This is a genomic window from Thiocystis minor, from assembly GCF_016653465.1.
GTDB lineage: Bacteria > Pseudomonadota > Gammaproteobacteria > Chromatiales > Chromatiaceae > Chromatium > Chromatium minus.
Window position 1 is genome coordinate 1 of the sequence record NZ_NHSQ01000099.1, and the last position, 19,506, is coordinate 19,506.

At 62.4% G+C, this 19,506-nt stretch carries 18 protein-coding genes, 1 pseudogene and 1 CRISPR repeat array; of the genes and pseudogenes, 10 read left to right on the forward strand and 9 right to left on the reverse strand.

Annotated elements, in window-relative coordinates; translation table 11 throughout:
- From CCR95_RS14395 to CCR95_RS14425, 7 genes are all read right to left on the reverse strand, one after another.
- Positions 1-1,159, reverse strand: a 1,159-nt coding sequence (locus CCR95_RS14395) for an Hpt domain-containing protein (RefSeq protein ID WP_201095627.1), incomplete at its 3' end; no start/stop codon positions are given.
- Positions 1,156-1,485, reverse strand: a complete 330-nt coding sequence (locus CCR95_RS14400; protein WP_201095629.1) for an STAS domain-containing protein — start codon at positions 1,483-1,485, stop codon at positions 1,156-1,158. The genes CCR95_RS14400 and CCR95_RS14395, both read right to left, overlap by 4 nt.
- A gap of 38 nt (positions 1,486-1,523) precedes the next feature.
- Positions 1,524-1,892 (reverse strand): response regulator, encoded by a 369-nt coding sequence (locus CCR95_RS14405; RefSeq protein WP_201095631.1) that lies wholly within the window; start codon positions 1,890-1,892, stop codon positions 1,524-1,526.
- Between the two features lie 17 nt (positions 1,893-1,909).
- Complete coding sequence (locus CCR95_RS25890) at positions 1,910-3,082, reverse strand: methyl-accepting chemotaxis protein (RefSeq protein ID WP_338115403.1); 1,173 nt, start codon at positions 3,080-3,082, stop codon at positions 1,910-1,912.
- 269 nt (positions 3,083-3,351) lie between these two features.
- The gene (locus CCR95_RS14415; RefSeq protein ID WP_201095635.1) at positions 3,352-4,506 is read right to left on the reverse strand and encodes a DUF5610 domain-containing protein; all 1,155 of its coding nucleotides are present in this window, start codon (positions 4,504-4,506) and stop codon (positions 3,352-3,354) included.
- Positions 4,507-4,754: 248 nt separating this feature from the next.
- Positions 4,755-4,973, reverse strand: a complete 219-nt coding sequence (locus CCR95_RS14420) for a DUF2835 domain-containing protein (protein ID WP_201095637.1) — start codon at positions 4,971-4,973, stop codon at positions 4,755-4,757.
- Between the two features lie 85 nt (positions 4,974-5,058).
- Positions 5,059-5,355: a PilZ domain-containing protein gene (locus tag CCR95_RS14425; RefSeq protein WP_201095639.1), complete on the reverse strand. Its 297-nt coding sequence runs from the start codon at positions 5,353-5,355 to the stop codon at positions 5,059-5,061.
- A 216-nt stretch (positions 5,356-5,571) separates the two neighbouring features.
- Between CCR95_RS14425 and aroA the strand changes: the two genes are divergently transcribed.
- The 7 genes and pseudogenes from aroA (at position 5,572) to CCR95_RS14460 (ending at position 12,718) form a co-directional block, all read left to right on the forward strand.
- Positions 5,572-6,906, forward strand: coding sequence for a 3-phosphoshikimate 1-carboxyvinyltransferase (gene aroA, locus CCR95_RS14430; RefSeq protein ID WP_201095641.1), 1,335 nt, complete (start codon positions 5,572-5,574; stop codon positions 6,904-6,906).
- Positions 6,903-7,571: a (d)CMP kinase gene (gene cmk / locus CCR95_RS14435; protein WP_201095643.1), complete on the forward strand. Its 669-nt coding sequence runs from the start codon at positions 6,903-6,905 to the stop codon at positions 7,569-7,571. The genes aroA and cmk overlap by 4 nt, the downstream gene beginning before the upstream one ends.
- A 167-nt stretch (positions 7,572-7,738) precedes the next feature.
- The gene (gene rpsA, locus CCR95_RS14440) at positions 7,739-9,418 is read left to right on the forward strand and encodes a 30S ribosomal protein S1 (RefSeq protein WP_201095644.1); all 1,680 of its coding nucleotides are present in this window, start codon (positions 7,739-7,741) and stop codon (positions 9,416-9,418) included.
- 78 nt (positions 9,419-9,496) lie between these two features.
- A complete protein-coding gene (ihfB, locus tag CCR95_RS14445; RefSeq protein WP_201095646.1) occupies positions 9,497-9,835 on the forward strand; it encodes an integration host factor subunit beta in 339 nt (112 codons plus the stop codon).
- A gap of 346 nt (positions 9,836-10,181) precedes the next feature.
- Positions 10,182-11,066: a DUF6279 family lipoprotein gene (locus tag CCR95_RS14450; protein ID WP_201095648.1), complete on the forward strand. Its 885-nt coding sequence runs from the start codon at positions 10,182-10,184 to the stop codon at positions 11,064-11,066.
- Between the two features lie 372 nt (positions 11,067-11,438).
- Positions 11,439-12,295: pseudogene (locus tag CCR95_RS14455) on the forward strand (FAD-dependent oxidoreductase).
- Positions 12,296-12,415: 120 nt separating this feature from the next.
- Positions 12,416-12,718: a YhbY family RNA-binding protein gene (locus CCR95_RS14460; RefSeq protein WP_201095650.1), complete on the forward strand. Its 303-nt coding sequence runs from the start codon at positions 12,416-12,418 to the stop codon at positions 12,716-12,718.
- Between the two features lie 286 nt (positions 12,719-13,004).
- Here CCR95_RS14460 and CCR95_RS14465 read toward each other — a convergent pair whose 3' ends face one another.
- Together CCR95_RS14465 and CCR95_RS14470 are read right to left on the reverse strand one after the other, a co-directional pair.
- On the reverse strand, positions 13,005-13,856 hold the full coding sequence (locus CCR95_RS14465; protein ID WP_201095652.1) for an ATP-grasp domain-containing protein: 852 nt from the start codon (positions 13,854-13,856) through the stop codon (positions 13,005-13,007).
- 5 nt (positions 13,857-13,861) lie between these two features.
- Positions 13,862-15,940, reverse strand: coding sequence for a molybdopterin-containing oxidoreductase family protein (locus tag CCR95_RS14470; protein ID WP_201095654.1), 2,079 nt, complete (start codon positions 15,938-15,940; stop codon positions 13,862-13,864).
- Positions 15,941-16,131: 191 nt separating this feature from the next.
- Here CCR95_RS14470 and CCR95_RS14475 point away from each other — a divergent pair, with 191 nt between their 5' ends.
- The 3 genes from CCR95_RS14475 (at position 16,132) to CCR95_RS26380 (ending at position 18,330) form a co-directional block, all read left to right on the forward strand.
- Positions 16,132-16,770 (forward strand): DedA family protein, encoded by a 639-nt coding sequence (locus CCR95_RS14475; RefSeq protein WP_201095656.1) that lies wholly within the window; start codon positions 16,132-16,134, stop codon positions 16,768-16,770.
- Entirely contained in the window at positions 16,763-17,944 is a 1,182-nt protein-coding gene (locus CCR95_RS14480) for an alkaline phosphatase family protein (protein ID WP_201095658.1), read from the forward strand. The genes CCR95_RS14475 and CCR95_RS14480 overlap by 8 nt, the downstream gene beginning before the upstream one ends.
- A gap of 260 nt (positions 17,945-18,204) precedes the next feature.
- Positions 18,205-18,330 (forward strand): hypothetical protein, encoded by a 126-nt coding sequence (locus CCR95_RS26380; protein ID WP_420825659.1) that lies wholly within the window; start codon positions 18,205-18,207, stop codon positions 18,328-18,330.
- Positions 18,331-18,437: 107 nt separating this feature from the next.
- Positions 18,438-19,375: a CRISPR direct-repeat array (repeat unit 31 nt; unit sequence GTTTCAATCCGCGCCCCCGTGAGGGGGCGAC).
- The last annotated feature ends 131 nt before the right edge of the window (positions 19,376-19,506 follow it).

Here is a 19,506-nt window from a genome sequence, read left to right on the forward strand (position 1 = left end):
CGACGCCGTCGACCACTTCGGTCATGTCCTCGATGCCGGCGCGCTGGACCATGACGCGGATCGCGGCGCTGCTGGTGACCAGCTCGCCGACCAGGTCGATCAGATGGCCGAGCCGCTGGGCGTCGACCCGGATCTGGCGCGTTTCTTCCTGGCGGCGGGTCCGCGCGGCATCCTGGGTCTTGGCCGCCTGCTCGATCACGGCCGGTTTGATCGACCCCTGTTCGACGAGAATCTCGCCAATACGTCGCTTGGTGGGCTGTTCATCCAGGGACGCTGGGGCTTGCGCGGTTTCTTCCTGGATCTTCAGTGCGCGCGCCAGCTCGCGCGGAGTCAGCGCGCCGATACTCACCAGGAGATCGCCAATGCAGCCAATCTGATCGTCGGGCAATGCTTCCAGCAGTTCGAGATAACGGGCGCGGGCCGAGTCAGGCTCCAGAATGCGAATTTCGCAGTCCTCGTCGGCGAACTCGAAGACTCCGGCGATGGTGGGTTTATCCGCCTCGCTGCGCAACGCGATTCCGAAACTCAGATAACAGCTTTCCGGATCGAAACCGTCGCCATCGGTCGCGGCGACGGGAAACAGGGTCGCGACATGGACCAGCTCTCCCAACGAACCCAGATAACGCAGAAACGACAAGGGATCCATCCCGTCGCGAAATGCATTGCGCCCGAACTCCAGGCTGAGCATCCAGAGGTCGCTCGCCACCGGAAGATATTTCGGATCTTCCTCGACACTGGGAGACGCGGTCTCGGGTGTCGGCTCCTGGGGTTGCCCGAGACGCGCCAGCAAGGCATCGCCAGCTCGCCGCAGATCCTCGTCCAGCGGCGCCTCTCCGGTCACGTCGGCGGCAATAAAATCGAGCAGGCGGGCGGTATGATCGCGGCACTCGAACAGCGTTTCGATCAGTGGCTTGGTCAGGCTCATCCGGCCGGAGCGAACCTGATCCATCAGAGTTTCGACGATGTGGGTAAAGTCCACCACGGGCGTATACCCGAACACCCCGCCCGTCCCCTTGATGGTGTGCATGGCACGGAAGACCTCGTCCAGCGACTCGGGATCGCCTGGATTGTCCTCCAGCGCGAGGAGCGCATCCTCCATCGACTGAAGTAACTCCGCCACCTCCTGGATGAATGCCTGTCGGGCGCTGTCGAGATTCATGCCGGATCTCCCCCTGCCGTCGTGGCGGAACCGCTACCTAAAACCTGTTCGAGCTGAAGTAAAGCGATCACTTGCGCGACCGCCTCGCTGAGGCCGACCAGATGGAAGCGCCCGCCCTGTTCGGCGACCGCCCGCCGCGTCCACAGCAGCAGTTGCAGACCCGCGCTGTCGATCTCCGTCACCCCCGAGAGGTCAAGGTTACACACACCCTGACCCGTCAGATAGTCACGCAGCCGCGCCAGGGTCACGGCGGCGGTATAGATGGTCAACTCGCCTTCCAGGGCAAGCACGGGATCCGGTGCCGATTGCTTGTTTCCAGCCTTCATCGCGCGCGCCTCTCGTTTGATCGCCTTTCGCTTAATCTTCAGGGGAGCACCAGCTTGGCAACGGCGTCCAGCAGCGTCGGCGGCTGGAAGGGCTTGAGTAGCCACGCCTTGGCGCCCGCATCGCGCGCGGCCTGTTTCTTTTCGGGCTGGCTCTCGGTGGTGAGCATCATGATCGGCGTGAACTTGTAATTCGGAAGCTTTTTCAGCTCCCGAACCAGGGTAATGCCATCCATGTTCGGCATGTTGACATCGCTGACGATCAGATGGACTTTCTGCCCGGTCAGTTTCGCGAGCGCATCCTTTCCATCGGCCGCTTCGATCACGTCATATCCCGCACCCTTGAGCGCAATACCGACGACATTGCGCAAGGATGCCGAATCGTCGACCACCATGATGGTTTTTGCCATACTCGACTCCGTTCAATTCAAAAGAAGGTCAGTTCGGACCCTTCCGCCCGCGTCCTGGCCGCGCCGCCGCCATGGTGCAGATCGAGTTCCTCGACCGTGCTGTAGGAGGCTAGCATCTGGGCCAGCAGCCGGTCGAGCTCCAGGATATCCTGCTGTTGCTGCGTCATGTCGTGTTGGGAGCAGACCATGAGACGCTCGCTCAAATGTTCGAGCCCTTCGCAGACATGGGTCAGCACCTGGCTCGTGCGATCCTGGAACTGAAGGTCAACCAGCGAGGCCCCGATCTGTTCGCGGATGGCCCCGCCCAGTTGGCGCAGGCGGCCCGCGTCCGCGTTGAGTGTCTCGGTGGTCTGCCGCAAACGGGACAGCACCTCGCCCACCTTCTGCTCGGACGATTTTACCAAGCCATCCGCACTCCGCATGGACTCCTGCACCAGGGACTGCGTTTGCGCGAGCGAGCGCGCCAATTCCTCGACCTTTTTGCTGATCCGGGCGCCGGTCTCCGCCGAGGTGCCGGCCAGCTTGCGCACCTCGTCGGCCACCACCGCGAACCCGCGTCCCTGCTCCCCTGCCCGCGCCGCCTCGATGGCGGCATTGAGCGCCAGCAGATTGATCTGCTCGGCAACCGCGCGGACACCCAGCGCCATGTTTTGCATCTCGCCGCCAAAACCGGCCAGGCGGTTGACCTGGTCCGACATGGCTAGCTCACGATGCAGAATATTCTCGAAGTCGCCAATGACCTCGGTCAGGGTGGCCTGACTCTCCTGAAATTGACCGACGATGAGATGGTCCTGACCGCCGCCGGCCTGCGAGGCGGCGATCACCTGTTCCAGATCGAGCACCAGACCGCTGAAGGTTTGCGACAGATGGGTGACGCTGTCCTCGGCGAGACGCCGGGAATGCTCGATATGCCGCACGAAGATCGGAAAAAGTTCGATACCCAGACGCTCGAAGGCATTTGTCCAGACATCGAGCTGACGCGTCTTTTCATCCAGCCCGCGCTGCACTTCAAGACGCGCGGCGGACAGAAGCGCCGCGACCTCTTTCCACTGAAGATATTCGACCAGCACCGCCAGCAGGACGAACAGGAACGAAAGCGCCCAGGCGGTTAGGGACGCCGGATTCATGGCCACGAGCGCAACACTCGTGGCCAGACTGAGTAGAATGATTTTCCAGGGCCGCGGAGGCACGGCATGAACTCGATCCGATCGTTCGCTTTTCGCCACCTGCGACCTCTTTATGACAACGCGCGAGTGTCGAAGTCCGCGAGCCCGGCTCAGGCGCAAGTACCCGGAAAACGACTTTTGGAACACCCTTCGCAAAGCTCTTTTACCGAGCGGGCGATCCTACGCTTTACGCGGATTCACAGCAAGATAGCCAAGGCGTGTCAACCGAAAGGTTCGCCGGAGACTGCGAACCTTGTCACACAATCAACACGACATCCCAGTCCAGAGGCGCTTTAGACCGACGGCTCCGTGACCGCGCTCAACAACCGCTCCATGTCGTTCTGATACTTCGACTGCCGCTCGGGAGAGGCATCCTGGAAACGACTGTCCTGCTCGACCAGCCCGCGCATGATCTGGCTGGCGGCCTCGCGCGCCTGACTCAGGAACTCCAGGGCGGGATTCTGGAAACTGTCGCGCATCTCGCGCATCAGATGCCCCAAACGGCGGCCGGACTGGGCCTGCTCCGGATTTTCCAACTGCTGGGTCTGTTGATACTGCTGGACGGCGCTGTATTGCTCGGTCCGGCTCATGCGCAGATTCATCGACGCCAGTTGCGAATCGTCGAAGGCGACATTCGACACCTGGGAGAATGCCTTTTCCACGTCCCCCCGGAAAAAATCATTGGCCACCTTGCCGATATCCGACACCAGTGCCTGAATCGCGTCGATTTCCTCCACGCTCAGATTCCCTTCGACCTTGAATTGATAGCCGCTGTTCTCGCTCTGGCTGACATCCATCAGCGACACTTGATTGCCCTGCTCGTCCATGACGGTGGCGTTGCTCTGCTGGGCGGCAAAATCGCGGCTGAAACTAATCTTGACCGTATCGCCATCCTTGGTTTGCAGGCTCAGATTGAAATCCTCGGCACGCTGATAGCGCTGGGCGGAGGCCATTCCGAGCGTCGCCGTTCCAGCGACGTCCTGCGACTGACCAGCCGGCGATAACTTTTCCAGGGCGGCGAAGGTCGCATCCTCGGTCGCCTTCACCTGCTCGCCGATGCCACCGCCGAGCAGATCCAGGTTCTTGAGGATCTCCTTGGCCTCCTTGAAACCCTGTTCGACGCCTTTCATGGCGCTGTCGTAGAGCGACTGCACTTCTTCCTCCGACTTCCCCTGGGCGCGGGCATTGTCCAGACCCAGCGCGACGAATTGGCCGATGCGGTTAGCAATCTTGTCGGGGGTATATTCGCTGGCGTCCAGATTGCTGAACTCGGTGGCCTCCATGCCGGGAATCTCGCGCGCCAGGGCATTGAGCGCGCCATCCTGAAGGCTGGAGAGCGCTTTTGCGGATTCGTTTAAGGTTTTGAGTCCCTGGCCCGCGCTCTGACTCGCGGTTGTCAGGGAACGGAAATTCGCTTGGGACGCGGAATAGGAATGGATGTTGATCACGGCGGACTCCGAAAACGATGGACTCGGTTCAGCTATCGGCGGCGGCGCCCGTTCCTTGAGGAGACGGTTTAGGTGATTTCCTGAAAACAATCGACCTACAGAGATGCTGTTAATGGACAGGATTTACAGGATTTCGCAGGATAAACAGGATGTAAATCATTGTTTTTAATCCTGTCAATCTTGAAAAATCCTGTGAATCCTGTCTATTTGAAGCGTTGATTTTGGCAGGAACTTTCCCGGAAATCGCCTTAAGCACGCTCCAAAGAGACCATACGATTCTCGTCGTCCACGGTCAGCCGGAATCTGCCCCGCACGCCATCGGCGGCGACAAAGCGTCGCAGATTCGCGGCCGGCAAGGACAGACTCCGCCCATCCTGGGCGCGAACGACCACCCTGGCCGCGGCGCCCCGGTAATAACGCAGATACTCGGATGCCGTAATCTCAAGGCTAAAATAGAATCGCTGCATGATTCTGGCCAGCAAAGGGAACGTCAATCACGGCGGCGGGATCGCACGCCCGCGCACCGGATCGACATGCCCGAGGTCGCGTGACTCAGTCGGGATCGATCAAAAATTCGACCGCGATGAGATGGCTCGCCTCGCCTTGCGTCACCCTGACCACGCGCGCGGCCCGCTTGAGCGGTTCGATGCGTTTGCTGGCGCCTTGCACCATGAACTCGATTTCCTCGTCCTGCTCCATGGGCGTCTCGGCGAAAAACGCACACCCTGAAGCGCTCAGATTGACCAGCCTGGTCAACAGCGTCTGACCCGTTGTCAGACGGGTGACGCTCGCATCGGCCTCGGTCGCCAGGCGCATGAAATCCCGCCGCTCGTCATCTCGTAACTTCATTCGTTCTCTTCCCCCTGAGCTAATACATATGATCGATCGGGCCACCACCTCGGACTTGAACCCATTTTGCCACACCATGACCCGGCACCGTGATCGCAAGATTCAGCGAGCGCCTCGGCCCCTGTTCCGCCCTTCAATAATTGGTTTACCGCTCTCCCGTGCAGGACTAAACTCGCGAGTTTGTCTCAATCCGACCGCGCGAGCGCGGGAGTCCCATTGGCCGCGGCAACCGACCTCCGATTTCAGATCTCGCCTGGCGGCGCCTTGACCGGGCGCTTGCGGGTACCCGGCGACAAGTCGATCTCCCACCGCTCCATCATGCTGGCGGCCCTAGCCGAGGGAGAGACGCACATCGGCGGCTTTCTCGAAGGCGCGGATTCGCTGGCGACCCTAGCGGCTTTCCGCCGGATGGGCGTCGCGATCGACGGCCCCGACGCGGGCAAAGTACGCGTGCGCGGTGTGGGCATGCGCGGACTGAGCGCACCCGATAGCGCGCTCGACCTGGGCAATTCGGGCACCTCCATGCGGCTGCTGGCCGGCCTGCTGGCCGGTCAGTCCTTCCCGGTCATGCTCGTCGGCGACGACTCGCTGTCGCGCCGTCCCATGCGCCGCGTCACCGATCCATTGGCGATGATGGGTGCGCGCATCGACTCCAGCGAGACGGGCACCGCGCCGTTGCGCATCGAACCCGTTCCCCACCTGTCCGGCCTCGACTATGCGATGCCGGTGGCCAGCGCCCAGGTGAAATCGAGCGTTCTGCTCGCCGGCCTCTATGCCGCGGGCGAGACCTGCGTGACCGAGCCGGCACGCACCCGCGACCACACCGAACGCATGCTGACCGCCTTCGGGTATTCGGTTCGCCGTCAGGGCTGCAAGGTGTGCCTGACGGGCGGCGGGCGGCTGAGCGGCTGTCGGCTGGCGATTCCGGGCGACATCTCCTCGGCGGCGTTTTTCCTCGTCGGCGCCAGCATCGCGCCGGGGTCCGATCTGCTGCTCGAAGCGGTCGGCATCAACCCAACCCGCGTCGGGATTATCAATATCCTGCGTGCCATGGGCGCCGACATCGAATTGATCGACCGGCGCACCGCCGGCGGCGAACCTCTAGCCGATATCCGGGTCTGCTGCGCCCGACTCAAGGGTATCCGCATCCCGGTGGATCAGGTGCCACTGGCCATCGACGAATTTCCCGCCATCTTCATCGCCGCCGCCTGCGCCGAGGGAGAAACCGTCCTGACCGGCGCCGAGGAACTGCGAGTAAAGGAAAGCGACCGGATTCAGGTCATGGCGGATGGGCTGAACCAACTCGGGATCCTCGCCGAACCGCTCCCGGACGGCATCCGCATCGTCGGCGGACAGTTGGGCTCCACCATGACCACGGGCGAGATCGACGCGCATGGCGATCATCGCATCGCCATGTCCTTCGCGATGGCCGGACTGCGGGCGAGCGGCCCCATCAAGATTCGCGACTGCGCGAATGTCGAGACATCCTTCCCTGGCTTCGCGGACCTGGCGGCCGGCTGCGGTCTCGGGATCGAGGAAGCCCAGGCATGATTCCGGTCATCGCGATCGACGGACCCTCCGGCACGGGCAAGGGAACGATCGCCTCCCGGCTCGCCGAGCGGCTTGGCTGGCATACCCTGGACAGCGGCGCCCTTTATCGGGCGCTGGGGCTTGCCGCCGAACGCCGCGGACTGGCACTCGATGATCCGGACGCCCTGGCGCCGCTCGCGACCGGCCTGCCGCTCGCCTTCGCCGACGGTCGTCTGCTACTGGAGGGGGACGATGTGACCGAAACGATCCGTACAGAGCAAGCGGGCATGTCCGCCTCGCGCGTCGCGGTCCATCCGCCAGTGCGCGCCGCCCTGATGGATTGGCAGCGCCAGCGCGCCCAGCCCCCCGGCCTAGTCGCCGACGGACGCGACATGGGCACTGTGGTGTTCCCGCGCGCACCCTTGAAAATTTTCCTCGACGCCAGCCCCGAAGTGCGGGCGAATCGTCGGTATAAACAGTTGATAGAAAAGGGGTTGGATGCTAATCTCTCGCGTCTGATTGAGGACATTCGTGAGCGGGATACCGCTGACCGCGCCCGTTTGGCCGCTCCGCTGCGCGCCGCCGAGGATGCGGTCATGGTTGATTCAACCGCTCTGTCCATTGATGAAGTGCTCGATCGGGTTCTGGAAGAGGTGAGGCGCGTCTTCCCGGGACTGGTCTTTTGATCTTGAGGGGGCGACGCCGCGCCCGTCATCGAGCTTCACTCGATCACGGACCGGACCAGCCCAGACAACGGGGTCGGCGCCGATTGCGCCGGCCTTTTCATTTCAACCATACCCCTCGCTCCGGATGGGGCGGGCTAGCGCGCCGTATTTCAGGATAATTGGATCTCATGACCGAAAGCTTTGCCGAACTTTTTGAACAGAGTCTGAACACCACCCAGCTCCAGCCGGGCTCCATCCTCATGGGAACGGTCGTCGAGATCACGGCGGACAATGTCGTGATCAACGCCGGGCTCAAGTCCGAGGGCGTGGTTCCGCGCAGCCAGTTCATCAGCCCCGAGGGCCTCTTGGAGGTCGCCGTCGGCGATCAGGTGGAAGTGGCGCTTGACGCCGTCGAGGACGGCTTTGGCATTACCCGTCTCTCGCGCGAGAAGGCGAAGCGCTTCGCGTCGTGGGATTTCCTGGAAAAGGCCTTCGAGAACACCGAGACCGTCAAGGGCATGATCAACGGCAAGGTCAAGGGCGGATTCACCGTCGATCTGGGCGCGGTGCGGGCCTTCCTGCCGGGTTCGCTGGTCGATGTGCGACCGGTGCGCGACACCGCCTATCTCGAAGGCAAGGAGCAGGAATTCAAGGTCATCAAACTCGACCGCAAGCGCAATAACGTGGTGGTCTCGCGTCGCGCCGTGGTTGAGGAAGAGTACAGCGCCGAGCGCGATACCCTGCTCAAGAATCTGGAAGAAGGCATGGAGGTCAAGGGTATCGTCAAGAACCTGACCGACTATGGCGCCTTCCTGGACATGGGCGGCATCGATGGTCTGCTGCACATCACCGACATGGCCTGGCGTCGCGTCAAGCATCCGTCCGAAGTGGTCGAGATCGGCGACGAGGTCACCGTCAAGGTGCTCAAGTTCGACCGCGAGCGTCAGCGCGTCTCGCTCGGACTCAAGCAGATGGGCGAGGATCCCTGGGTCAATATCTCACGCCGCTATCCGGAAAGCACCCGCGTCTTCGGCAAGGTCACCAACATTGCCGACTACGGCTGCTTCGTCGAGATTGAGGAGGGTGTCGAGGGTCTGGTCCACGTCTCCGAAATGGACTGGACCAACAAGAACATCCACCCGAGCAAGATCGTGTCGCTGGGCGACGAGGTCGAAGTCATGGTGCTGGATATCGACGAGGAGCGTCGCCGCATCTCGCTCGGCATCAAGCAGTGCGCCATGAATCCCTGGGACGAGTTCGCGGTCACCCACAAGAAGGGCGATCACGTCTCCGGCAAGATCAAGTCGATCACCGACTTCGGCATCTTCATCGGGCTGGACGGCGGCATCGACGGCCTGGTCCATCTCTCCGATATCTCCTGGGACGAGGCCGGCGAGCAGGCACTGCGTCGCTACAAGAAGGGCGACGAGCTGGAAACCGTCGTGCTGTCGGTCGACCCCGAGCGCGAGCGCATCTCGCTCGGCGTCAAGCAGCTCGACAAGGATCCCTTCTCCAGCTTCGTGGCGCTGCATGAAAAGGGCTGTGTCGTCACGGGCGTGGTGGCCGATGTCGATCCCAAGGGCGCGACCATTACCCTGGCCGACGGCGTCGAGGGCTATCTGCGTGCCTCCGAGATCAACCGTGACCGCATCGAGGATGCCCGCGCGGTGCTGAAGGTCGGCGAGGAAATCGAGGCCAAGTTCCTCGGGGTCGACCGCAAGAACCGCACCCTCTCGCTCTCCATGAAGGCGAAAGACATGGAAGAAGAGCAGTCGGCGATCAAGGGCTACTCGCGTGACGCCTCCAGCGGCACCAGCCTGGGCGACATTCTCAAGGAACAGATGGAAGAGGCACAGCGCGGGAACTAAATCCCTGGGTTCCGCCATTGCCATTTGGATGCGGGATCCAACGTTGGATCCCGCTGGCTTTTACCAGGAGTCGATACCATGACGAAATCGGAGCTGATCGACATTCTGGCCGCCGAACAGGACCATCTTCCCTATAAAGATGTCGAAGTGGCGGTTCGAAAGATCCTCGAGCGCATGACCGGAGCGCTCGCGTCCGGAGAACGAATCGAGATTCGCGGATTCGGGAGTTTTTCGTTACATTACCGCCCGCCACGCATCGGGCGCAATCCAAAAACTGGCGACTCGGTCGCCCTCGCCGGTAAGCACGTCCCCCATTTCAAGCCCGGCAAGGAACTCCGGGATCGGGTCAACGAGGCATTTCAGGAATCGCGGGAGGCCGAGAAGCCGGCCAGGATTCCCGTCGCCGCGGCCCGCTGAGGAATTGATCGTCCCGGCGTCACGACAGGCATTGCCTATCCCTCGCCGCCAATGATCGCGCCGCGTCCGGATGTCTGGCGCGGCGTTTTGCCGATCAGATGATCGACCCGGGCCATGTCGTTGCCCGACGGTCAGGGATCTTTCCAAACACCCGTCGCGCTTCCCTGAGCAACCCCTCGGCGCTGAGGTTATTGCGGCAAAATGGCGTACTCATCGATTCCTGCCCCGCAACTTCAGAGATGCGAGCCAGTATCCTGATTCAGAAGCAGAAGTTTACGAAAGACTTTTTCTGAAAACGTGCCAAACCTCTGCTTTTAAAGCAGAATTATTTTGGCGGGAATTACTGATGATGAACCGACTCCCGGCACGCTTTCGCCTGATCCTGATCCTAACGGCAATGCTGACGATCGGCAGCGGTTGCAGCCGTGTCAGCATCGTCTACAACAGCGCCGATTTTTTCGCCAGACAATACGCAAACGACTATCTGAATCTCGCGGACGACCAGCTCACGAGCTGGGAGCCGCACCTGAAGGCGGAACTCGCACGCCATCGTTTGGAAGAACTCCCCACGCTCGCGACCTTCTTTGACAAGTTGCTGCTAGCCAGCCGGACGGGCTTCGACGAACGCAACACGGCCTGCCTGATCGCGCAGTTCCGCGACCTTTACCGGCGTCACGCCCGGCTTGCGGTCAACCTCTCGGTACCCCTGCTCGCGGATCTGACGCCCACCCAGATCGACGCGCTGGAGCGCAAATTCCGCCAGCAGACTCGCGAGGACCGACAGGATCTGGCCACGCGCGACCTGGCTCGGGAGAAACGCAAACGCGCCAAACGCTACGTCAAAGCGATCGAGGACTGGACAGGACCCTTGAAGGACGGTCAACCGGAGCTGGTCGCGGAGGTGACGGGACGCATGCCCGATTCCGAGGCGGCCCTGATCGACTACCGCACCCGCAAGCGCGAGGAACTGCTGTCGTTGCTGAGAACGCGTGCTGAGGAAGCCCGGCTTCAGGCGTTCATGACGGCCTGGCTGGTCGAGTTCAGCGACCTGCCGCCAACGCTCGAACGCGATGGCGATGCGATTGGCGAGCGCGTCGGCGAGCTGTTCATGCATCTCGGCGCCAGCCTGGACGAGCGCCAGCGCGAGCGGCTCGACCAGCGTCTGCGCCAGTTGCGCGACGATCTGCTGAATCTTCAGAACCAGCCGCGCCTGGCGCCGCTGGATTGCTAGGGCTTCACCGATCAAGTTCCGAGACCAGGGCCTCCTCGTTGTCGTTGTCGTTGTCGATTATTCGCCATGTCGAAACCACGACAACGACAACGACAACGACAACGACAACGACAACGACAACGACCTGATTATGTGGGGCGATCGCCGCCCCGTTACGGTTCCAAGGCTCGAATCGATGCGCTCGACACGAATGTTGCGCGGCATCGCCGTCGGGGCGAATTCATTCGCCCCTTGTATGTTCTGTTCTACAAGCCTGCATCCGGGACGGCGTCTCGCCCGCCAGCTCCGGCGCTACGCTAATTTCCGAACCGATTCCAATAGAATAGCCCCACCGAATCCCGACGGATTCGCCCAACCTCCGAGGACTTCCCAGTGACTGAACGTGTTGTCGACGTCGCCATCATCGGTTCCGGTTCCGCCGGACTCAACGCACTCGCGCAGACCCGGCGCGCCGGCAAGACCTTTGTCCTGATCAATGGGGGCGAACCCGGCACCACCTGCGCGCGGGTCGGCTGCATGCCCTCGAAGGCCATGATTCAGGTGGCCGAGGACTACCATCGCCGCACCCATCTGGGCAAATACGGAATCGACGGTCACGATGCCATGACCCTGGACATCCCGGAAGCGCTGGAACATGTCCAGGATATGCGAGACACCTTCGTGGACCGGGTGCTCGGCAGCAGCACCGACGACATGCCCGAGGCGCTCTGCCGGTCTTTATCGCCGGAGACGTGACCGGCGACCGCCCCCTTCTTCACGAGGCCGGCGACGAGGGCAGGATCGCCGGGTACAATGCCACCCACGGCGAGACCGCCAGATTTCGCCGCAAAACCCCACTCTTCATCAATTTCTGCGACCCGAACATCTGCGCCGTCGGTCTGCGCTGGAATCAACTGGACCCGGAGACGACCGCCGTCGGTCAGATCCGCTTCGCGCCGGTCGGTCGCGCGCTGATCATGGGAAAAAACAGGGGCGTGTTGCGGGTTTATGCCGACAAAGCGAGCGGGCGTCTACTCGGCAGCGAGATGATCGGCCCCAAGGGCGAACATCTGGCCCACCTGCTCTGCTGGTGCATCGAACGGAATCTGACCGTCGGGGATCTTCTGCGCATGCCCTTTTATCATCCGGTGATCGAAGAGGCGCTCCAGGCCGCGCTCTATGATCTCTATGCCAAGGTCGACACGAAGAACGAAGGCGGATTGATCGAGCTGGCGAGATTGCCGGAGTAAACCGCGTCCGGCAGGACATGCAAAGTTCTTGCATTGGTTCGACCTTGCATGAACCAGCCAGCGTCGGCGCTGACGCGGTTGACGTTTTTAATTCAAGAATATGGAATCCATGAATCGCCAATGACCATTACCGAAAAACAGAAGCGCTGGCTCAAAAAGCAGGTGCACCATCTCAATCCCGTCGTCATCGTCGGTCAGCACGGGCTCACCGAGTCGGTGCTGGCCGAGATCGAGATCGCCATGAGCCACCATGAACTGCTCAAGATCCGGATCAACGCGGGCGACCGCGAGGCGCGCGACGCCGTCATCGGCGTCATCCAGGATCGCACCCAGGCCAATCTCATCACCCGCATCGGCAATGTCGCCGCCTTTTACCGCGCCAATCCGGACAAGCGCGAGCCGATCGTGGTACCCAAGCTGTAAACCGCGTCTGGAACACTCTGCGTTGCTTGCGTATCGGTCTTAGGAAACTCCCGAAAAGTAACATGGCCGGACGCAGCATGCGCCCTGTCAGGACGTTTTAACCTTTCGTTGTCATTGTCGTTGTCGAATCGAATAACGACAACAACGACAACGACAACAATCATCGCGGATGTCCCGTTCCAAACCGCCGTGTATCGGTTTGATTCGCCGACAGCGCGACGGGGGATTCACCCCGTCGCAACGTTTTCTGAACACTGGGAATTCGTCATTCCCGCGAATCAGGAAATCACGCCGTCTGATGTTTGCGTGTCAGTCCCAGTTGATCGCACAGCGCCAGACCCACGGACTTATCCCGACAACGCAGAATAGCCGCCCGATCAGGGGTGTGAGGGTCCGGTTGGATCTTCACGCCAAGCGCGGAAATCCGCGCTTGCTGCTCAGGACTGAGTTCCCTGGCGCCAAAGACCGAGATCACCAGTCCACCTGGAATCGGGGGCGGTATCGTGCAAGATCCGTCGTCCACGAGCGCAACCCAGGCGGACAGAAAATCAGGGCCGTAAAAGTCGAAAAAGCCGTTGGAGCCGCGCAGATGCACCTCGATGGGCCGCCCGCCGATCAGTTCCAGATTGCACAGCCCCGAATACCCCTTCAGATGATCCGCAACCCACTGCGCGAGCACCGGCTCCAGCGCCGGCAAGGTCACGCCCACGTCCCAATAGATCGGACGTTCGTTGTTTTTCTCGTCCGAGCCGCGCGTATGGGCGAACCAGATCGCCCGACCGTCGCGCACCAGACAATCGCTGCTCGTCTGGGTGCCTTGAAGCCGCTCGCACCAGAAGCTGCCGGCCTCCGGTGGAACGGCGTCGGCGACCACCGCGCGGGCGCGTACCGCCATGCCGGCGAGATTCACGATAGGCTTGACGAAAACCATGGCGTCGGGGGCGATGCCGCAGTCCCGCGGATCGACCCCGCAGGGCGCCGCCCGCAGACCGGCGTCGAGCGCCAGCGCGAGCTTATCGTACACCTGACGGTGTCTGGGATTCAGCCGCCAGGCGGCGGCATCGCTGACCGCGACCTCGCGCCGGGGTGGCGGCTGGAACAGCGACTCGCGTTCAGGCAGGACACCGATGAAGGGCATGATGTTTAAAGCCGCTCCACTTCGCATAATCCCGACTTGAACGGCGGAAAACCGCTGATCGGATCGAGATGACGGTCATCGGTCAGTTCATTGACGTTGGCGCTGTTCCAGCCGTGCGTGCAGTGAACCACGCCGGGCTTGATGCGGTCGGTCACGCGGGCGACAAAGCGCACCGCGCCACGCGGCGAGCGCACCCTGACTGGCTCGCCATCGGCGATCCCGCGCGGCGCGGCATCGTCCGGATGAATCTCGATCAATGGCTCGGGGATCACCCGACGCATGGCCGCGATGCGCTGATGCTGCGAATGGGTGTCGTACTTGGTGCGCGCCCCGCTGGTCAGTACCAGCGGATAGTCGCGCGCCAGCTCGGGGGTCGAGACGGGGCTTTCGGCGGGTTCGCGGTAGACCGGCAGCCCATCGTGACCGGCCGTGCGCAATTCGCTGGAATCGAACTCGACCTTGCCGCTCGCGGTCGGAAAGCCGCGCAGACGATAAAGCCGGTCGGCGTCCAGAAAACCGTGCTCGACCAGATCCTCGATGGCCTGCGCATAAACGGTGACGCCAGCGGGATTGGCGAACACCTCGGCGCGGACGTCCTCCGGAATGCCCTCGGCGGCCTCGGCCCAGGAGGCTTCCAGATCGCCCTGCCAGAACCGCTCGCCCATCCCCAACCGTACCCCAAGTTCCAGAAAGATCGCGCCATCGGGTCGCGCCTCGCCTTTGGGCGCGACCACCGGACGCCGATAGCGCAGTTCGCCCTGATAGGCGCAGCCGGGATAGGCGATCAGCGCCGGGCGTTCCAGGTTGGTCGCGGCGGGTAGCACAAAGTCGGCCTGGAGCGTGGCCGGGTTGTGGAAAAAGTCGGTCGCGACGAAAAAATCCAGCGCACCCAATGCCTGTTCCATCCGCTTTGAATTCGGCCACATCGCGGTGTTGATCCCCATCGCCACCAGCGCCCGCACCCGCTGCGGTCGCCCGTCGAGGATACAGTCGGGCAGCAGCATGCTCTGTCCCGCCGGCCAGTATTTCGTCCAGACCGGATAGACTTCGTCGCCGATGCGCGGCGGCAGCTCGCGACGACAGTAGTCGAACAGCTCGATCGATTTGGGCATGAACTTATCGTTAAGAAAACGGTTGCCGCCCTCACGGTCCAGATTGCCGGTCACGGCGGACAGCAGGATCACCGCCCGATGGTTCTGAAAGCCGTTGCTATGTTGCACGGTCGCGGTCGGCGACAGCGTGATCTGGGCCGGCGCCGTAGTGGCGAAAACCTCGACCGCCGCGCGCAGGTCGGACTCGTCGATGCCGCAGATGGCCGCGACCCGCGCCGGCGTAAAGTCGGCCACATACTCCCGGAAAGCCGCGACGCCGTGCGCCCAATCGTCGAGAAACGCCTGATCCTGCCAGCCGTTCTCAAAGATCAGATGATGGAAACCCAGCGCCAGCGCGCCATCGGTGCCGGGACGCAGACGCAGATGGATCTCGGCCTGCTCGCTCATCGGGGTCGTGCGCGGATCGACCACGATCAGACGCCGCCCGGCCTTGAGCTTCGCCAGTCCGTGCGTGTCGAACGGCGGGATCGAGCCGCGCGGATTGGTCGACCAGAACAGATGACAGCGCGTCTTGGGCGAGAGCACGGTCGAGGTGGTCTTGATCTTGTAGCCGAACGTCACCTTCTCGGCGACCATCGTCGCCGAAAAACAGCAGCCGCTCTCGGTCAGATAGTTGGGCGAACCGAAGGCATGGGCGAGGCGTTGAAGCTGGGGCCGCGCCTCCTTGGTGTAGCCGGCGAAGAAAGCGACCGAGGGCGCGCCGTGCGCGGCCCGGATCTCGGTCAGACGCGCCGCGATGGCGTCGAGTGCCTGATCCCAGGCGATCGGCTCGAACTGCCCGCTACCCGGCGGCCCGATGCGCCGGAGCGGCTGCAGCAGGCGGTCAGGATGATTGCGCCGTTCGATTTGCACCGCGCAGCGCGGGCAATCCGGTGGACCCGTGACGCCGACCGGCTCGCCCGCGTCATCGAGTTCGACGTCGACGGCGCAATTGGCGTCGCATTCATAGCAGGTGCTCGGTTTGGATGGCATCGTGGCAGTCTCATTGAGAGGATGGGCGAACCGAAAGGGTCTATCATCGTTATGCGATGACACATTGGAAATTTAAACGGCGTCTTCTGTAAAACGCGTTGGTCCAGACAAGGACGAGCCCATGCACAAAGGTCGCAGACCCTGCCGGACGCGGTTCAAATAGGCAAGCGCACTCTAGGAAACCACCGACAATGACTCTCGAAACCTCGCTCGTTTCAACCTTGACATCGGACATCGCCCGGCTTCAGCCGGTGCTTGATCACGATGGCCTCTGGGCGCTCTTCGTCGCCTGTCTCGTCGAAGGCTTCGGCATCCCCTTACCGGGACAAACCTTGCTCATCGCTTGCGCATTGATGGCCGCCAGCGGCAAGCTAGACATCGTGACGGTGTTGCTGGTCGCCTGGATCGCCACCCAGCTCGGGGACATCATCGGTTATGCCATTGGCCGCTATGGTTTGCAACGCACCCTGACCAGCGGCGTCAAGCAGGGCGAGCGGCTGGCAAGGCTGGAGCGACTGTTCGACCGCTGGGGAATGGGGTTGTTGCTGATCGCGCGCTTTCTCGATGGCCTGCGTCAGACCAGCAATCTCGCGGCGGGCGCATTGCGGATGTCCTGGTGGCGCTTTCTCACGGCGACCATCGCCGGAACCAGCCTCTGGGTTGGGGTTTTCGGGTTGGGCGCCTTCTATCTGGACCGCGATTTTCACAAGATCGTCGATGTCATTGAGCCGCTCAGGCCATTCGCGCTCATCGCCACGGCGGTGTTCTTTGCCGCCTTGGCCCTCTACCTGTTTGGTAAGCGCAAACGTCCAGTGAACCGAGATGCGTAAACCCAACTACCAGGGGGGCGGAATCGTCAACCTGATGAGCAGCATCATCCAGGCGCGCGGCGGGCGCTCCAGTTATCCCGCACTGGATGCGCTGCCGGTCGACGATCTCGCTCGGGCGACCAATCTCATTCTGCTGGTCATCGATGGACTGGGCGCCGACTGGCTGGCTCGACATTCGCCCAACGGTATTTTGAATCGCGCCCGTCGCGGCGCCATCAGTTCGGTCTTCCCGTCCACCACGGCAGCGGCCATCACCACCTATCTTACCGGCGATGCCCCGCTTCAGCATGGATTGACCGGCTGGCATACCTATCTGCGCGAATTGGGCTGCGTGATGACCGTGCTCCCCGGCAGGCCCAGATATGGCGGCGCGTCCTATCGGCGAGCCGGCATCGATCCGGTCAAACTCTTCGGTCATGCGTCCGTTTTCGACCGCATCCAGACGCGGAGCGTCATCGTCTCGCCCCATTTCATCGCCCGCTCCGATTTCAATCTGGCGCATGCGGGACGCGCCGAGATTCTCGCCTACGACGGTCTGCGGGATCTGTTCCGACAGACCCTGCGGGCAATCCGTCCCAATCGTCGCTGGCGCCAGCCACGTCCACCGGACCCGAACTATCTCTATCTCTACTGGCCCGCACTGGACACCATCGGTCACGAGCAGGGCATGGAAAGCGCGGCGGCCGTGGCCCATCTCGCCGCAATCGAACAGGCGATCGAGGATTTTTCAAGCGCCGCCGCCGGCACCGATTCGCTGCTGCTGATCAGCGCCGATCACGGCCAGATCGACACCACGCCACGGGACAACATCGACCTGGCCGATCATCCCGAGCTGGCGGACTGTCTTCTGCTGCCCCTGTGCGGTGAGCCGCGCGCGGCCTTCTGCTACGTTCGCGCCGATCGTTCAAGGGTCTTCGAGGACTATTGTCATCAGGTCTTTGGCGATCAGATCGATCTGATTCCGAGCCGGCAACTGGTTGAAGAGGGAGTCTTCGGATTCGGCACGCCCCACCCGCGTTTTATGGATCGTGTCGGCGATTATTGCCTGCTCCCGCGCGGCAATCGCGTCATCCGCGATTCCCTGCCCAGCGAAACGCCACACGCTCAGATCGGCGTCCATGGCGGCCTGAGCGAGGCCGAATTGATGGTGCCGTTGTGCGTACTGGCGGCTTGAGTCTTCAGCGCCGACGAGGCAGCCACAATATTCAACCAGATTAAATGACTGACTCAGCGGAACCGACAGCTCGCCCAAGCCAGCGGCCTGCTCCTTCCCAAGCTCATGTCCGGCTAACTCGCTATCTCGGGCATTGCTTTGGCCAAACAGGTCGCCGCATGACGCCATGCACATCACGAAACGTCATGACCGATATCGATACTTGATCAGTACTCTTGCGCTGGAGTGACCCGTCATGTCCAACGAAGCCGGTTTTCACCATGAAGCAGGAACCCAAACTGCGCGCCGAATTCATGGCCAAGGCCGAGGCCAGCCACCGCCCGGCCTCGCAGATTCTGCGCGAGCTGATGCGCGACTTCGTTCAGCGTCAGCGCGAGGCACGGTAGGGGGCGACGTGGTTCGCGATCTATTCCTGTCGGCGCCTGTCTGTTTCAATCCGCGCCCCGTGAGGGGGCGACAATGCCTGGGCGAGCGGCAGCCGCGACGCCGGCAGGTTTCAATCCGCGCCCCCATGAGGGGGCGAAGGACAGCTTCGCCATTCTGCATTCAGGCGAGTCGTTTCAATCCGCGCCCCCGTGAGGGGGCGACTGAAGGCTGGTGCTGGATCGCACATGCGGACGGTGTTTCAATCCGCGCCCCCGTGAGGGGGCGACGCCGGTTGCTGTCAATGTTGCGCGACCAACGCAAGTTTCAATCCGCGCCCCCGTGAGGGGGCGACACGAGCAGGCGGTGGCGCGCCTCAATGCCGCGTGGTTTCAATCCGCGCCCCCGTGAGGGGGCGACCGCTCGCCGTCCGGCTGGATGGTGCGGCGTGATCGTTTCAATCCGCGCCCCCGTGAGGGGGCGACATCCGATGCGCTGCCGGTGATGTTCGACGAAGCGGTTTCAATCCGCGCCCCCGTGAGGGGGCGACGAAACCCGAAGCTCAACAGCGTGACAGTGAGAAAGTTTCAATCCGCGCCCCCGTGAGGGGGCGACAATGACCTGGAGGTCCTAAACCATGCTCGCTCATGTTTCAATCCGCGCCCCCGTGAGGGGGCGACGCCATCACGGAATCATCCGACATCGATGAATGTTTCAATCCGCGCCCCCGTGAGGGGGCGACGATCATCCAGGCGGGGATCAGGCGGGTTGTCACGGTTTCAATCCGCGCCCCCGTGAGGGGGCGACGCGAAGGCGACCGCCTCAAGGCCAGCTACGGATGGTTTCAATCCGCGCCCCCGTGAGGGGGCGACGCATTGGACTCGGCATCGCGTACCTGACGCGGGAGTTTCAATCCGCGCCCCCGTGAGGGGGCGACGCGAGGCGAAGGCCGTCGCGCTCCAGCTTCGCGGCGTTTCAATCCGCGCCCCCGTGAGGGGGCGACGATCGGCCAGCGTTGGGGCCTAGGCGCCGCAGTCGTTTCAATCCGCGCCCCCGTGAGGGGGCGACATCACGGTAAGTGTCAAGGTAGTTGTCGCATTGGTCATGTCGTTGTCAGTTGGTTTTGATGCTCCGTGGTGGTCGGTTTTCCAGGGTTGAGGAAGACCGTGGTCTCGGGCTTCCAGTTGCGCGTCGTGCCG

Bases quoted from the DNA above. Each gene is read 5' to 3' on its own strand.
- CCR95_RS14475 (WP_201095656.1), top strand. From the start codon at position 16,132: ATGACTCTCGAAACCTCGCTCGTTTCAACCTTGACATCGGACATCGCC.
- CCR95_RS14450 (WP_201095648.1), top strand. From the start codon at position 10,182: ATGATGAACCGACTCCCGGCACGCTTTCGCCTGATCCTGATCCTAACG.
- cmk (WP_201095643.1), top strand. From the start codon at position 6,903: ATGATTCCGGTCATCGCGATCGACGGACCCTCCGGCACGGGCAAGGGA.
- CCR95_RS14425 (WP_201095639.1), bottom strand. From the start codon at position 5,355: ATGAAGTTACGAGATGACGAGCGGCGGGATTTCATGCGCCTGGCGACC.
- CCR95_RS14465 (WP_201095652.1), bottom strand. From the start codon at position 13,856: ATGCCCTTCATCGGTGTCCTGCCTGAACGCGAGTCGCTGTTCCAGCCG.
- ihfB (WP_201095646.1), top strand. From the start codon at position 9,497: ATGACGAAATCGGAGCTGATCGACATTCTGGCCGCCGAACAGGACCAT.
- CCR95_RS14405 (WP_201095631.1), bottom strand. From the start codon at position 1,892: ATGGCAAAAACCATCATGGTGGTCGACGATTCGGCATCCTTGCGCAAT.
- CCR95_RS26380 (WP_420825659.1), top strand. From the start codon at position 18,205: ATGAAGCAGGAACCCAAACTGCGCGCCGAATTCATGGCCAAGGCCGAG.
- CCR95_RS14480 (WP_201095658.1), top strand. From the start codon at position 16,763: ATGCGTAAACCCAACTACCAGGGGGGCGGAATCGTCAACCTGATGAGC.
- CCR95_RS14460 (WP_201095650.1), top strand. From the start codon at position 12,416: ATGACCATTACCGAAAAACAGAAGCGCTGGCTCAAAAAGCAGGTGCAC.
- CCR95_RS14420 (WP_201095637.1), bottom strand. From the start codon at position 4,973: ATGCAGCGATTCTATTTTAGCCTTGAGATTACGGCATCCGAGTATCTG.
- rpsA (WP_201095644.1), top strand. From the start codon at position 7,739: ATGACCGAAAGCTTTGCCGAACTTTTTGAACAGAGTCTGAACACCACC.
- CCR95_RS14400 (WP_201095629.1), bottom strand. From the start codon at position 1,485: ATGAAGGCTGGAAACAAGCAATCGGCACCGGATCCCGTGCTTGCCCTG.
- CCR95_RS14470 (WP_201095654.1), bottom strand. From the start codon at position 15,940: ATGCCATCCAAACCGAGCACCTGCTATGAATGCGACGCCAATTGCGCC.